A 15,429-nucleotide genomic window follows, 5' to 3' on the forward strand; every position below is an offset into this window, starting at 1 on the left:
CTAGTGAGGTCTTGTCCTATGGACTGCTCGGGCTGCGGTTTCGAGGTTGATGGCGGCTTCGCTTTCTGTCCGAGGTGTGGCAGGCGCCAGCCCGTGCCATGCGCCAGTTGCGGCTACCTCTGCGCACCGGATTTCGAGTTCTGTCCAAAGTGTGGGGCAAGCGTCGGTGCGCCCGCAAAAGCCGTCGAACGGCCTGCTCCGACAGCAAGTCGGACCATTGTGCCGCCTTCTCGAACTCCGTCGCTGCTTGCGAACATCGAAAGCGAAGATGGGCTGCATCCCGTCTCTGACGCCGATCGCCGGACGGTAACGGTCCTGTTCGCCGACCTTTGCGGCTTCACGACACTCAGCGAGCAGCTCGACCCCGAGGTCATGCAAGCGCTGCAGAACGAACTGTTCAAGGAATTGACGGCGGCTGTGCGAAACTTTGGTGGTTTCGTCGACAAATTCATCGGCGATGCACTGCTCGCTTTGTTCGGTGCGCCGGTCGCGCATGAGGACGATCCGGAACGTGCGCTTCGCGCCGCTCTCGACATGATCGCCCGGACGGCGCGGCTCGGCGAAAGTGCCCCCCACTCCGGCACGCCTCTGCTGCTCCACATCGGCATAAACACCGGTCCAGTCGTCACTGGCGGATTGGGCATCGGCACCGCCAAATCCTATTCGGTGACCGGCGACACGGTGAATACGGCGCAGCGCCTGCAATCGCTGGCCGCACCGGGTGAGGTGCTGGTAGGCGAGCTCACGCACAGGCTGACCCGGCATGCCTTCTCTTACGAACCGCTGGGCGATGTCGTGCTTCGCGGCAAGGCTGGCAGTGTGCTCGTCCATCGACTGGATGCACCGCTTGCGGCGCCGCGTGCAGCGCGTGGGCTCGAGGCGCTCGGCCTCGGCGCGCCGATAATAGGTCGTGGTGCGGAGCTCCATAGAATGCTGGAGAGCCTTGACCAGGCGTGCGGCGGCTCTGCCCAACTTGTCCGCCTCGTCGGAGAAGCCGGTATCGGGAAATCGCGGCTTGTGAAGGAGTTCGTCGCCCGCGTCGGCGACGAGGATCGTTTTCGCAACGTCGCCGTGCGGCAGGCCACCTGCTCACCGCTTGGCGAACAATCATTTGGCGCCTTGGGCGCGGTGGTGCGCAGCGCTGCCGGGATGATGCAAAACGACAATGGGGACGAGATGCGGGGGAAGCTCGCAGACTTGCTTACCGATCTCGGCCTGCAGGGCGAAGAAGCGAAACGGCTGATGCCTTTGCTCTACCATGTGCTTGGCCTTGGCGACCCCGATGGCACCTTGCAGCATGTCGAGCCCGAGCAGCTGCGGCGGCAAATTCTCTACGCCGTCCGCACTATCATCGAACGGCGGCTTGCGTTGTCGCCGCTGTTGATTGTCGTCGAAGACCTGCACTGGGCCGACGCCGTGTCGCTCGAGGCACTCCGTTTCGTGATGGACAGGTTGGAACGCACGCGGTTGATGTTGCTGGTCACGCATCGTCCGGGGCCGGACAACGGCCAACTCGACTCAAGTCGGGTCAGTCACACAGCGCTCAGGCTTTCTCCGCTCAACAGTGATGACGGACGCAGCCTGCTGGCGGCGCTTTTCGGCGAGGGTTGGGTAAACTCCGCAAGCGGGCTTCCCGACCAGATCCTCGAGCGCGCGGGTGGCAACCCGCTTTTTGTAGAGGAGATCGTTCGCGGCCTTATCGATCGCGGTGTACTGATGCGTGAGGGCCAGCGGTGGCGGACTGCGGTGGGCGAAGTCGCAACCGGCATTCCCGCCACCATCCAGGCAATGTTGCTTGCTCGTGTTGACCGGCTGCCCCAGGAGGTGCGCCGGTTGGCCCAGGAAGCCGCGGTAATCGGCCCGCGCTTCGATGCCACACTTCTAAAAACCGTGACAGCCGACCCCGGCCGGCTGGAAGCCGGCTGCGAACTACTTTGCGATGCGGAGATCATCGAGGAAGTTGCCGGATCAGGCTCGGCATCATCGCAGAGCTACCGCTTTACGCAAACATTGCTGCAGGACGTGATCTACCAGAATCTGCTCCTGCAACGCCGGACCGACATCCACGGGCGGGTCGGTGCCGCCTTGGAGCACCTGTACGGCGACAAGCCGGAACGGCTCGAGGATTTGACCGTGCTCGGTCATCATTTCGCACTGAGCGCCGAGCGGGAGAGAGGCGCGCATTACCTACAGGCGGCAGGCGATCGCGCTCGCACAATATACGCCAACGACGACGCCCTTCGTTTCTACGAGCGCGCACTGACTGCGTTGGGCGCGATCGGGCAGACACCGCTCAAACTGGCAATTGCAGAGCGCATTGCCGATTTGAGCGGCCCGGCAGGCCGCCGCGAGATCGCGCACCAGCACTACGAGACGGTGCTGCAGGTATATCGCGAGTCAGCCGATCGTGTCGCTTCGGCGCGAGTTTTGCGCAAGATCGGTCGGCTGCTCTGGGACGTCGGCAAGCGGGACAACGCAGAATCCCGCTATGCTGAAGCGGCAGCGCTTCTGGATGGAGCGGATGCTCCGATCGAGCAGGCGCATCTCTGGCAAGAACGTGGCCGACAGGCATTCCGGAGCGGAGATCACGCTCTCGCGGCAAAATGGGCAGACGCGGCGCTGGATTGCGTAGGCACTCTGACGACGGAGCAGGTCTCCGAGGTGGGGGCTGATGCCACTCTTGTGACCGCCGAGGCACTCAATACCAAGGCTGTCGCGCTAGCTCGCCTCGGGCGAAACCATGAGGCCGTGCGTCAGGTTGAGCGCAGCATCGAATTGGCCGAAGCCGCCGGTCTGCTGGGCGCGGCCTGCCGTGGCTACACCAATCTCGGCGTGCTTTACACGACCATCGATCCGGCACGGGCGATCGAAGTCTGTCGGCGCGGTCTCGACGTGGCGCGCCGTATCGGTGATTTGGGCTTCCAGGCGCGCCTGCTGGCCAATCTGGCGGTCGCTTGCTGTACTTTCACGGATCGCTGTCCGACAGAGGGCGTGCCTGCCGCAGAGAAGGCCATTGAGATCGATCGGGCACTCGACCAGCGCGAGCACCTGCCGGTGCCGTTGATCGTGCTTGGGCAGATCCACCAGTGCAACGGCCGCCCGGAACTGGCGGTTGGCTTGTTCCACGAAGCACTGGATGTCGCCTGCGAAACGGGCGAGCCCCAACTGCTGTTTCCGTGCTATGATGGTCTTGCAACGCTTAATCTCGATCTCGACAATCTGGCCGAGGCCGAACGCTACTTTTCCCTGGCGCAGGATATATGCGCCCAGCACGGGCTCGACCCGGAAGCGCTTGTGGTGCTGCCTTTTCTCGACTAGCCGGGCGGGAGGTTGGACAATGTCTGCGCCTAGTGACTTGGTACCGCTTCAACCGGGCGACCGTGCGCCGAACGTGATACTCGACGCCATTACCCAAGAAGGCAAGATCGCGCTTGACGACTTTCGCGGGCAAAAACCGGTGCTGGTCGGCCTGTTTCGAGGCCTGCATTGCGCGTTTTGCCGGCGCCATATCGCCGCCCAGGCGCGGCTTGATCCGGAGCTGCGCGAAAAGGGTGTGGAGAGCCTGACGGTGGTCAACACGCCGATCGAACGGGCGCGTCTCTATTTCCGCTACCACCCGATGCCGAATCTGCTTGCGGCCTCCGACCCTGAACGCGCTTCACATCGTGCTTTTGGACTGCCCAATCTCGAATTCACCCAAAACGAGACGAACTGGCCGTACAAGGTGTCGATGGCAGCGGCAATGGATATGCGGGTCGACATACCAGGCGAGTTGCCCGGTCCCATGGATCCTATGGCGGCCGGCGAAATCCTCAACAAGAGGGACCATTACGAACTGACCGAAGCCGACGAGCAGATGATGGCAACGGGACACGGACAACTGGTCGGTCAGTTCCTGCTGGACCGGCAGGGGATCGTACGCTGGAGCTTCACGGAGGTTCCAGAGGGCGGGCGATACATGTTTGGGGCGCCAAACCCACGGGAGCTGATGTCGGCCGTGTCGCAAGTCGCCCAATAGACAAGTTCACCGTTCATTCGAGCACGGCCTCGACAATGGCAACAAAGTCATCGAGCGAGCGATCCCCGCGAATCTCGATGCGCGGAAGGTCGATGGGATCGCAATCGAGGTCCGCCGGCCCGTGTTTGCGGCCGAAGCCGATTCGATAGCCGCACTCCTTGGCCAGCCGGCCAAGCCGTCGGTCAGTGACGGAGAAGGGTGCCGCGAACGCCGTGGTTGGCCGACCGGTCCAGCGTTCGATGAACATACGGGAGCGCAGGAGCTCGGCGGCCAGGTCAGAGCTCGACAGACCATCGATCGCGCGATGTGTCGCCATATGGCTTCCGAAGAAGGCACCTTCGCCGGCGAGGCGTCGCACCATCCCAGCGTCCATAAGCGGCGTCGGCGGACCGCTGTGGGCGTCCCACTGTGCACTTTCACCCACCAAGTCCGTCACCAGGAACACTTCCGCGGTCAGGTCGTTGGCGCGCAAGGTCGGCCAGGCATGGTCGGCAAAGTTCTGGAAGCCGTCATCGAAGGTGATGAGCACAGGGCGGCCAACGAAAGGCTGACGGTTGGCGATGAACTGTTCCAGCTGCTCTGAACTAATCGCGTGAAAGCCATTGGCGCGCAGCCATGCCATCTGGCTGGCGAATGCGGCGGGCGTGAGCCGAAAACGGGCGAGCGCGGCCGCACCTTCCTCGGCGACGCCGTGATACATGAGGACGGGGATACGCTGGCGCCGCTCGTTACGCGCGACGTCGCGGCGCAAGGCCCGCGCCCCGCCCCAGATGATATTTCGCGCGACCCCGATTTCGATGGGTGCGCGGATCGGCACATGATCAATCCTCGGTTCCGTCACCACATCGTCCGGTGACAGGCGGCGGAAGCGGTCTATGCGATAGAGCTCGGTCTGGATCGATTGCTCGAGGACGAGGCCTTCGGTCGCTGCCAGCGTCTCCGAGATCGCCTGGGCACCGAATGTGTTCCAGTCGAAGCCCGTCCTTTCAACATTGTCACGCAGCACGAATGCGTGTGCGCTGATGAAAGTGCCGCCAGGCGCCAACGCCTCGGCGAATTTTTTGGTGATGCGCCGCAACTCGGCGAGATCATCCAGATAGTAGAGCACTTCCGAACAAAAGATCAGATCCATCTCACCCGGCAGCGTGTCCGCAGCGAAATCCAGCACGCCGAACTCAATGTTAGGCCGATCGCTGCATCGCGCACGGGCCCGCTCGATGGCTATGGCGGAGATGTCGGTTGCGGTCAAATGGCTCACACGCGACGCCAGCTGCCGCGTGAAGTGGCCCTCCGCGCAGGCCAGCTCAAGCGCCCGTCCGATGGGACCGGCAGGCAGGATTTCGAGCTGCCGCTCATATTTTTCCTGCTCATAGAACGAGCCGTAGTTCCACGGATCCTCGGTCGCGAAATAGCTATTCCAGAACGCCGTGCGATCATTCCTGTCCGTGGCCCGTGCTCGGCGCGGCGCCGCAGGAGGCTGTGCTGGTTCGGCGCTCGACCGGACCAGTTCCCGCGCTTCAGCGGCCAATTGGGCGAGCTTGCCGAAGTGACTGTCCGGATCGGACCGGCGTTCGGCTGTGGACAACAATGCCTCGGCCGCAAGCGTGTTTGACGTGTCGGCACCGGCGCCCTCCTGCGGCACAGCAGATCGTCCTGCAAGCCTTGCCGTACTGTCTGCAAGCCGCTCAGCGGGCACGATATTCCGGATCAACTCAATCCAATGATCCCTTGTCACTGTCCCGAGCACGCCAAACTGCACGACAGCCTCGATCTGGCCGTCGATCATCAGATAGGCATAAATTCGGTCGATGCCTTCCGGTAGTTCGATCGCGGTCGGATTGCGTGCGTCGACGCGAATTCCAAGTGTCCGCGCCAGCTTGCGCGGCGCGGCAAGATCGTCGGCATCGAGAAGCATTTGCTCAAGCTGATACTGGACGCGGCGACCCGCTGCGGGATTGTCCCAGACCTTGCCGAGTTCGATGATCAACTCGGTGATGGCCCCGCCGAACCTGTCCCACCTGGCAGCCAATTGCGCCGGCACCGACAGGCTTCCGGCCATAAGGCCGTCGAAGACCACCTTGGCGATCTCATATATCCACTTACGTCCTGCCGGGAGCGCGCGCAGGGACTGCGGATCGATCGAGCGCGAGCCGCGGCCGCAATCCGACGCGGCGTTCCGCAACGCGGTCCACGCAAGGGCTTCGGAAGCGGTACCGCCGTTCGCATTATCGTTGGCCATCGAGCTTTCGTTTTCTTCGGCAAGAGTCGGCGAATGTCAAAAACGGATGACGGCATCGGATGGCAGCACTGCTCTGTCAAGGTCGGGGCGGATTAGAGGCAGGCAAAAAGGCTTGGTGACAGGCTGAATGGCAAGCGCTCATGCCCCTCGTGTATGGCCTGGGATCCTGGTGCCGGCGTTCTGTGCCCAGAATCACCGATGCCCGGTTCATGGAAACGCCCGGAGGCCCGAGCCGAGGTCGAAATACCTCCCCTGGCGGCTAGTAGACACCGCCAAGTACCCGGCGCAACGGTCTAGCCCGCACTGATGACGCCTTGCACCACAACATTGGCTTGTTGAAGTTAGTAGCGACGACGGACATAGATGTCGTTGCTTGCCGATTTGACCGGAAGGTTACAGCACGATGCCACGCATGATTCGACGATTGGGAGCCAGGAATCTGGCGCGCCGGGCACGACGTCTCGGATATCTGACTGCGATGTTTGTCCTGATTGTCGGGCCGCTCCTCTGTGGTATCGCCCTCTTGCTGGCTGGTCCGGCACAGGCGCAGGCGGCGAGCGTCCCGCCTGAAAGGGTCAAACAGCTGTTCGAGCTTCTCGACGATCCGTCAGTGAAGGCCTGGGTGGCCGAACAGCGAAATCAGGACGCCGGGTCAACGGCAGCGCCTGCCGCGGCAGGAGTTTCGCCGGCCGACGCATCGTCCGACGCCGTGGCCGCACCCGGCCAGATGAATACGATGGCATCCTCGACGCTCGATCGGATCAAGCATCATATCGAACGGATCGTGCGAACCTTGCCCTCGCTGCCTGGCCAGTTCGCGCGCGTTCGGGAAGCGACCATGGAGGATATGTCCAGCAGGGGGCCAGCCGGCGTATTTTTGCTGGTTGCGATTTTCATCGCCGCCGGGCTGGCGCTGACCTGGGCCACGTACAAACTCACCCGTCCATTTCGTCTTTGGATTATCGCCCAACCGAAGGATACGCCCATCGGGCGGGCCAAGAAGATTGGTGGTCGGCTGCTTTATTCCAGCCTGCTGATTGTCTCGTTCGCGGTGGGCAGCGCCGGCGCGTTCATGTTGTTCGACTGGCCAGTGCTCATCCGTGAGATTGTGCTGACATTTCTGATGGCGGCAGTCGTTACATGGGGTGTGCGCACGTACGTCATAGCCCTGCTCGTCCCTTCCTTCATGCATGTCGAGAACGCCGTCGAGGTTCGTGCCTTGCCGATCACCAACGAGACCGCCGACCATTGGTCCTATTGGCTATCGCGGATCGTCGGCGTCTTCGCCTTCTTCGCAGCCGCTTTTATCCTCCTGCCCGGTCTCGGCATCGACCGCGACGGGATGATGGTCCTGTCGGTGGGCGCCGATTTCGTGCTGCTGGTGCTCTTGCTGCTTGCCGTCTGGCGCCGGCCAAGAATGCGGCGGGACGATGGGCACGGTCACACGGCAGCAACATGGTTGTTGACTGCTTATTTCGTCGCTCTGTTTGTGGAGCGTATCGCCGGCCTGTACATATGGTTCTGGTTTACCTTGGCCGCATTCGTCCTGCCTTTGGCAATCGTGCTGACGCAGCGCGGGGTCAATTTCGTCCTGCGGCCGGGTTCGGAAGATGTCGGCCGGCCTACCATCCCGGCGGTGACGATCGCGGTCATCGATCGCGGAATCCGGATGATGTTGATCCTGGCGGCGGCTTACTTCCTCGCGCGTGTCTGGGGCCTGGACATGCAATCCATGCGCGACAGCGATACTACGACGACGTTCATATTGCGCGGCTTGATCAACGTCGTGGTCATTGCCCTCGCAGCCGATTTCGGCTGGTCGATCATCAAGGCTTTGATCGAACGAAAGCTGGGCATCGAAATGCCGCACCCTGTGATCAGCGAGGAGGACGTTCCGATCCTCGATGCGCAGCAGGCACGGCTGCACACGCTCTTGCCGATCCTCCAGAACATGCTGCTCGCATTGATCATCGTGATGGCGGTGCTGATGATGCTCGCCTCTTTGGGTATCCAGATCGGCCCGCTGATCGCCGGCGCTGGCGTCGTCGGCGTCGCTGTGGGCTTTGGCGCACAAACCGTCGTCAAGGACGTCATTTCGGGCGTGTTTTTTCTGCTCGATGATGCGTTTCGTGTCGGCGAATATATTTCCTCGGGCAATTACAAGGGTACGGTGGAAAGCTTCTCGCTGCGCTCGGTGAAGCTGCGCCACCATCGTGGTCCGCTGTTCACCATACCGTTCGGTGAACTCGGGGCAGTCCAGAACCAGAGCCGTGACTGGGTTATCGACAAATTCAACATCACCGTCGGCTATGACACCGATATCGACTTCGCTCGCAAGCTGATCAAGCGGATCGGTCTCGAACTGGCGGAAGATCCCGAGTTCAAACACTGGGTGCTGGACCCGATCAAGATGCAGGGCGTACAGGAATTCGGCGAGTACGGCATCGTGTTGAGGGTCAAGGCCATGACCAGACCCGGAGGCGCCTTCGGTATGAAACGCAAATTCTATGTACGCATCCGCCAAGCCTTCAAGGAGCAGGGCATCGAACTGCCATTTCCGACCGTCCACGTCCAGGGGCTGCAGAACCCACATGAGGCAGAGAATGCGCCGTTGGAGATCCCACCCGAGTTGCAAATGGCCGTCGCGCAGTCGCACACCAATCGGCGCAGAAAAAAAGCTGGCACTACGGAGTAGGAAAGCTGTGACACCTGCCGGTCACAACGCGGCTTTTCGCGCATCGGCCGTGACGGGGAACTCTTTTATGTTCAACCGATTGAGACGAAGAAAGTGCCGTCACGAACCTCACTGGCCCTGACGGTACTTTGAAATGTTCGGCCGGGAGTATGCCGGAGGTCCGTTGGACGTGGCGTTGGTGTCAAACTGTATGTGCCGACAGATGCCGAACGCCAGCGAACGGATTTATTCAATGCTTTGTGGCGCACATATTGAAAGTCAGGTTGAGTGGCCTTGATCACGCCCTGCGATGCGGTCGATTTCGTCGCAGCCGCGGTAAGCGCCGTTTGGTTGGTAGTAGAACACGGCGTCTTCGTGGATTGCGGCTAGCTCACGATTCTCGCTCAAGGGTCCATCTCCACCGATAGCAGGAACACGCAGTGTAAGAGGGAACTTCCGCAAACGACGGCGATGCAGCCGCCCGAACCGGCAGCGCTCTGCCACAGGATCCACATGCACAAGATCGCGCAACGCTGCGCAATCTGAAGGCCAAGTTCCGGGACCCGGAGAACGGCATCCGCCGCTCGCTGAGTTCATTCGGCCTCTGCTTGGGCAAGGTCGGACGCGGGGCTTTCGAGCAGGCGGTGCGCCGGGCGGCGGGGGACGATCCGCTGCCGGCTGAACTGATAGACGCCATGCTGTCGGCGCACGCGGCATTGGAGGCAGTATTGCAGGCTCACGAGCTAGTCTTGAAGATCGTTGGGCGCAGTGCCTGATGCGCAACGGCCATCGGCGGTCAGGAATATAATAGCCGACGTCCGCGACGCTTCCGTTTGCGCTTCGGCTTTTTCGCTTCAGATGCAGGGAACCAAAAACCCAGCTTCAACACTTCGTCGACGCTTGTGGGACTCGGGGCGGGTGCAAGCGGGCTGAAACCATGGCCAGAATTCGAGAGGACCGTTGATCCTCCCCGATAGTCACCTTTGCCCTGACGGTTCGGCACGCCATTCCCCCAAGCCAATAAGATTGCAAGATTAGCGCAGGCTTGAGGAAGGCACCAGACGCGCCAGGCTCTTCTTCCGTGGCGGAGGGCAGCATCGAGGTTGGCGACAAGGTCGCGAACTGGTCGTCGCGAACACGTTGTGCTTGGTGCAAAGCTATGTGGCGCCAAAGCGAAGGAAGTCATCTGTTGCGCTCTAGCAGGTGCCGCCAGTGTTGCCTCTGCAGTTGGATCGTTGTCTGCAGCTTGGCCAGCAAGTTCCGTTGTCCCTAAACTCGACTGTTTGGCTGCCGCGGGAGCATACGGAACGATACGGGGAGATTTCTGATTTTGGCCCACGAAAAAGCCAACAAAATCAACGGTTCTAATACGTCCTCCGGGCCCACCATTATCGTTATTTATCAATGGTTAGAGGATTTTCAGACCCTCGGTTAGCCAATCCTGTCTGGCGAGCCTCGTTGCATCGCGTTGATTTCGTTGACTGATGGCCGGTCACTGACAAGCTGCGGGGGCGCGCCACCGTTGCTGCGGACCGGGCGGGACAGGCGCTTTTGCCATTCGTGGTCAGGATATGAAACCGGGAAAACCATCCTGTTCACCGTGCCGCCACGCCCGGTTGACGCGGCTCATTGGCCGCCGCCACGCCAATCCTCGCTGGAACGATTGTTGGGGGGCAGCGTTCCTTGACGGCTGCGGACCGCGTGTGGAATGACTCGCTAATCGAGTGTCGGAAGCGTACAAAGCGGGTGTCGTCAGCCTGTGAGTGGGCGCTGGCGATTGAAAGAGTCGATCACGCTTTCGCCCCTTAACCACGGGAGAAGCGCGATGGCGGTCAACGGCATAGCGGACGCCGACCGGTTAACGACATGTCCAGCGTAGTCGCCAAGTCCGAAGAGCAGCAGGACGCCGAAGCCGAGGTCGCGGGCTTTCACGACGACCTTGGCCCGTTCGTGGTTGCCGCCGAGACAACACGAATGGCCATGGTTTTCACCGATGCAAAAGAGCCCGGCAATCCCATCATCTTTGCCAATGACGCCTTCCTCGCCCTGACCGGCTACGTTAGGGAAGAGGTTCTGGGTCAGCCCTTCAATTTCCTGATGGCGGACGGCACCGACGCCGGGGCGTTGAAACGCATCAAGGTCGAGTTCGAAGCCAATGCGGAGACGGGTGCGGAAATTCTTTACAGGCGCAAGGACGGCAGCGAATTCTGGGCGGGCCTTTTTGCCAGTCCTGTCCACGACAAGAGCGGCGCCATCGTCCAATATTTTACCTCCTTCGTCGACCTGACCAAACACAAGGAGGAGCAGGCACAATCCAAAATGCTCATCGACGAACTGAACCATCGTGTGAAGAACACGCTTGCAACGGTGCAGTCGATCGTCTGGCAGGCATCGCGAGTCAATTCCGATCCGCGGGCGATCCGCGAAGCCGTCGAGTCCCGGCTGTTTGCGCTCTCCCGGTCGCACAATTTGCTGACCCGTGAAAATTGGCACAGCGCCGGGCTGCTCGATGTGCTTCACGATGCCCTGGAACCGTTCGACGTCACCGACGGGCGGGCGGAACGCCTGGTGATATCAGGCGAGAACATCCGCCTTTCGACAAGGGCGGCGCTGGCGCTCGGCATCGCCTTCAACGAACTCGCGACCAACGCGGTGAAATATGGTGCGTTTTCCAATGATAAGGGCTCGATCCGGATCGACTGGACGATCGAGCCGGCGCCGGATGACCGTCGATTGATCCTTTGCTGGCGGGAGAAGGATGGACCGCCGGTTACGCCACCGTCGCGACAGGGGTTCGGTTCGCGCGTGATCGAGCGCGGCCTCACCCACGAACTCGAAGGCACTGTGCAACTCGACTACCGCCCGGACGGGTTGATTTGCACGATGAACATTCCGGTACCGGGAATTCGCGATGGATAAACTGCTTTCTGGCCGGCGCGTGCTCGTTGTCGAGGATGAAATTCTGGTCCTGATGATGATTGAAGACATGCTGGGCGATCTTGGATGCCAATCGGTGACCTCAGCCGCCACGATCGAAAAAGCGATCGCCCTGATCGAAACGCAGACGTTCGATGCCGTCATGCTGGACATGAACCTGGATGGCGACGACAGCAACGCCGTTGCCGACGCGCTTGCCGAGCGCGGCGTGCCGTTCATCTATTCGACTGGCAACACCGATCGCGACATGCGCGAAGGCTTCAGCAACCGTGCCGTCCTTCGCAAGCCGTTCAGCTTTGATGAACTGACCAGCAAACTCGAAGGCCTGCTTGCTGGCTGACCGAGGCAAGTAGGGCTCCATCTCTGGGCTAGGTATCACGCCGCTGACGGGCCGGCCTCGGAGGTCGGCTTTGCACCATGCAAGAAAGCCAGGATTTCTGACGCCAGCACCTCTGGCGCCTCTTCGGCCATGTGGTGTCCACAGGCGATGCCTTTCCCCCGCAAACTTGTCGTCCAAGGGCGCCATACGCCGAGCACGTCGCCATAAAGCCGTTCCAGATCATCGCGCATCGACCATAGAACCATGGTGGGACATTGGACCCGTCGGCCGGCCTTTCGGTCATCGGCGTCATGCAGATGGTCAAGCGAGAGGCCGGCCCTATAATCCTCGATCATCCCATGGACGACACGAGCGTCGAGAATAGCTGCCCTGTAGTCCGCATACGGCTCCGCACCCATCTGATCGGCGGAGCCGCCATACCAGGCTTCGGGGTTGGCCATGATCGCCTGTTCCGGTTTGTCGGGCTGGGCAAAGAAGAACCAATGCCACCACTCGGTAGCGAAGCGGGCGTCGCATCTCTCCAGCGCTTCCAGGATGGGAACGCTATCCATAACGATGAGATGCGTTATGGCGGATGGGTGATCCATCGCCATCCGGAAAGCGGTGTAGCTTCCGCGATCGTGCCCGCCGACGGCAAAGCGATCAAAACCCAGATGGCGCATGAGCGCGACACAGTCCCTCGCCTTGGCGCGCTTGGATGAACCCGCATGATCGTGACTATCCCTTGGAATCGAAGACTGCCCGAAGCCGCGGAGATCTGGACAAACCACCGTGTGGTTTTCCGCGAGAAGCGGCGCAACACGGTGCCACGTGGCATGCGTGCGAGGATGGCCATGCAGAAGCAGGACCGGTGTTCCTGTACCGCCGTGCCTGACCCGAAGCGTCGCCTCGGGCAGCTGGATTGTCTCAAGTTGAAAGCCTTCGAACATCAAGCTTAAACCTCGCCCTATAGTTGGAGGTTCCACCTCTGATCGGAACCTTCGCCTGTCGTCGAAGGTTGATGTACCAGGCTGGGCGGGCGGAAGAGGCCGAAGCCGAACCATCCGTCATGCGAGGCACAAATGGCCTACACGAACGGGGGCATACCCCAAGACGAGCCTTATGGAGCAATCCACTTTGCAAAGAAGCACGGTCTCACGCTCAGAGACGCCAAGTTCATCATTGCCGCGAATGGACCGTCGCGCAGGACGTGTGATGCGGCAGCTGCTGCATTCGTGCGGAACAAAGCCGCGAGGTTCAGGAAGTGGCTTCGATGATTGTGCCAAGACACCAATGCATCGGCTTTGGCAGTCTGCGTCCAGGATCAGCTATTCCTTCGGTTTCGAAGACACAGATGCTGCCGACGCTCATGCAAGGCGATGAGCTCTGTCTGGGCCAAGTTCAGATCCTGGGCGGCTGTGTCGCACCTGACACGTGAAGGGCCGAAGTCCTTGGTGATCCGTCGTGCCTGGGCCTGTGTGATCCCGTGCTTCCTGGCGAAATAGGCTGTTTCATAGGGTTTTTGCACAGTGGTCAGCGCCATCTTTTCTTCTTATTGACCGGCAGAGGACGAACAGCCCCGGCCGAGAACGTGTAGGTGGTAAAAGGATCCGGCCTGTGAGCGGGATGGCCATATCCAAATCGACCGCCGAAATCGCCTTCAGCATCCTGATGTTGGGATGGCAATTCGAGCGGCCCACGGACTGAATCGGTGTGATCGTGATCTTCCGTTCCGAGCGTGCCAGGATTTGTCATGCAGCTAAAGAAATCGTCAGGCCGGTTGGTTCCTTGGTGGACCCGGACATGGTTTGTGAAACCTTTCCAGCCGAGATGCGGGCCAACAGTGCCGTTGGGCGGATATGCCTGATGGGTTCGTCGGAACAACAATGCCGTGCGGAACGTTGATGGGTGTCAAGGTGACAGGAACAATCGATGCCCTACAGGGCAAGAGCGGTGAACGGCAAACCCTGCCGGGCGCGCTCAGGAGGCGGATATGGATATCACCACAATTCTGATCATAGTTCTTATTGTTATCGTGCTGGGCGGCGGCGGCTTTTACGGCCGTGGACGCTGGTACTAGGTCCGAAATGGATAACCAGCACAACAGCATTCTGGAAGCTCGCTGGCTTCTCGCCATACCTCTCTCGCTTATCTTTGCGGTCCTTTTGGCTAGACTGGTTCTCGCCTAAGGAAATGCTGGGTGAACCACCACGATGCGCATTCTGCGCAAATTCAAGCTGAGCTTCGCAGCATCAGTTCGGCGTTAAGCAGAATGCGTCCGCGTTCGCGTTTCACCGCCTTTTCATCCAGCCGCAACAGCAGCAGTTCGATGGCCAGGCGGCCGATCTCGTTGTAGTTCTGCGCGACCGTCGTGATCGGTGGGCAGGCATAGCGCGACAATGGGTGGTCGTCGTGTCCGGCAACCCGCAGGTCGCAATCCGCGCCATGGCCGACCTTCAAGCCGAGCTGGAACGCGGCGGCGATCACGCCGAAGGCAACACGGTCGTTGGCGCAAAGCACCGTCTTCGTCGGGAAACCCTGCGCCTGCAGGATGCGAAGCGCTTCGTCAAAGCCGAATTTTTCGAAATCCCACGATCTGATGTCGGCGACGGGCACGATTTCAGGTGTCATCTTGAACTGCTGCATGGCCTCGACATAGGCGTCCTGGCGTGCCGAGGCGTTGTTGTTGACGAGCGGCATGGCGAAGTAGCAGGGGGGCTCACCAGACCTGCAGAGATAGTCGACGATGAGCCGAAAACTCTGCCTGTTGTCGGTGCCGACGAACGAGGAGGTCTCGTCAAGCGGCGAGTCGACATAGATCAGCGGGATGCTCGATCCGAGTTCGGCCAGGATCCTGTGGTGAGACTGTACGCCGAGCGGTGCGATGATGGCGCCGGCGATGTTCATCGATCGGAACGTCTGGATCGCCTGGTCTTCCATTTCGGGGCGCCCGTCGGAGGAGAGCACGAACGCCAGGAAGCCGGCTTCATTGGCGATCGTCTCGATGCGGCGCGTTAGCGCCATGTAGAACGGATCCGTCGAATTCGGGATGATGACGCCCAGTATGTTGCTGCGGCGGCGATTGAGATTGACGGCGAACATGCTCGGTCGGAAGTCGGACTTCTTCAGCGCGGCCTCGATCGCGCTGCGCGTGTTTTGCCGCACCGAACCGGGATCGTTGAAATATTTGGAAACCGTCGTGCGGGACAGACCGACAAAGGCAGAAAAATCCTCCATCGTTC

General features: G+C 60.8%; 9 protein-coding genes. 5 read left to right on the top strand and 4 right to left on the bottom strand.

The genetic code is table 11. The features are described from left to right. The first annotated feature begins 18 nt into the window (after nt 1-18). On the top strand, nt 19-3,318 hold the full coding sequence (locus AC0V7N_RS14265; RefSeq protein ID WP_475458467.1) for an adenylate/guanylate cyclase domain-containing protein: 3,300 nt from the start codon (nt 19-21) through the stop codon (nt 3,316-3,318). Nucleotides 3,319-3,337: 19 nt separating this feature from the next. After that, nucleotides 3,338-4,018, top strand: coding sequence for a redoxin domain-containing protein (locus tag AC0V7N_RS14270; RefSeq protein WP_475458470.1), 681 nt, complete (start codon nt 3,338-3,340; stop codon nt 4,016-4,018). A gap of 13 nt (nt 4,019-4,031) precedes the next feature. Here AC0V7N_RS14270 and AC0V7N_RS14275 read toward each other — a convergent pair whose 3' ends face one another. Next, on the bottom strand, nt 4,032-6,095 hold the full coding sequence (locus AC0V7N_RS14275; RefSeq protein ID WP_475458472.1) for an SAM-dependent methyltransferase: 2,064 nt from the start codon (nt 6,093-6,095) through the stop codon (nt 4,032-4,034). Between the two features lie 640 nt (nt 6,096-6,735). On the opposite strand from AC0V7N_RS14275, the gene AC0V7N_RS14280 reads away from it, so the two are divergent. Next, nucleotides 6,736-8,952, top strand: a complete 2,217-nt coding sequence (locus AC0V7N_RS14280; protein WP_496627904.1) for a mechanosensitive ion channel domain-containing protein — start codon at nt 6,736-6,738, stop codon at nt 8,950-8,952. Between the two features lie 258 nt (nt 8,953-9,210). Here the strand turns inward: AC0V7N_RS14280 and AC0V7N_RS14285 are convergent, their stop codons facing one another. After that, nucleotides 9,211-9,339 (bottom strand): hypothetical protein, encoded by a 129-nt coding sequence (locus tag AC0V7N_RS14285; RefSeq protein ID WP_258582168.1) that lies wholly within the window; start codon nt 9,337-9,339, stop codon nt 9,211-9,213. A gap of 1,458 nt (nt 9,340-10,797) precedes the next feature. On the opposite strand from AC0V7N_RS14285, the gene AC0V7N_RS14290 reads away from it, so the two are divergent. Then, a complete protein-coding gene (locus AC0V7N_RS14290; RefSeq protein ID WP_496627905.1) occupies nt 10,798-11,850 on the top strand; it encodes an HWE histidine kinase domain-containing protein in 1,053 nt (350 codons plus the stop codon). After that, entirely contained in the window at nt 11,843-12,208 is a 366-nt protein-coding gene (locus AC0V7N_RS14295; RefSeq protein WP_475458480.1) for a response regulator, read from the top strand. Before AC0V7N_RS14290 ends, AC0V7N_RS14295 begins: the two co-directional genes overlap by 8 nt. A gap of 35 nt (nt 12,209-12,243) precedes the next feature. Here the strand turns inward: AC0V7N_RS14295 and AC0V7N_RS14300 are convergent, their stop codons facing one another. Both AC0V7N_RS14300 and AC0V7N_RS14305 read right to left on the bottom strand, forming a co-directional pair. Next, nucleotides 12,244-13,137: an alpha/beta fold hydrolase gene (locus tag AC0V7N_RS14300; RefSeq protein WP_475458482.1), complete on the bottom strand. Its 894-nt coding sequence runs from the start codon at nt 13,135-13,137 to the stop codon at nt 12,244-12,246. A gap of 1,282 nt (nt 13,138-14,419) precedes the next feature. After that, a complete protein-coding gene (locus AC0V7N_RS14305; protein ID WP_475460329.1) occupies nt 14,420-15,424 on the bottom strand; it encodes a LacI family DNA-binding transcriptional regulator in 1,005 nt (334 codons plus the stop codon). Nucleotides 15,425-15,429 lie beyond the last annotated feature (5 nt).

This window comes from Mesorhizobium kamtschaticum (genome assembly GCF_056174585.1).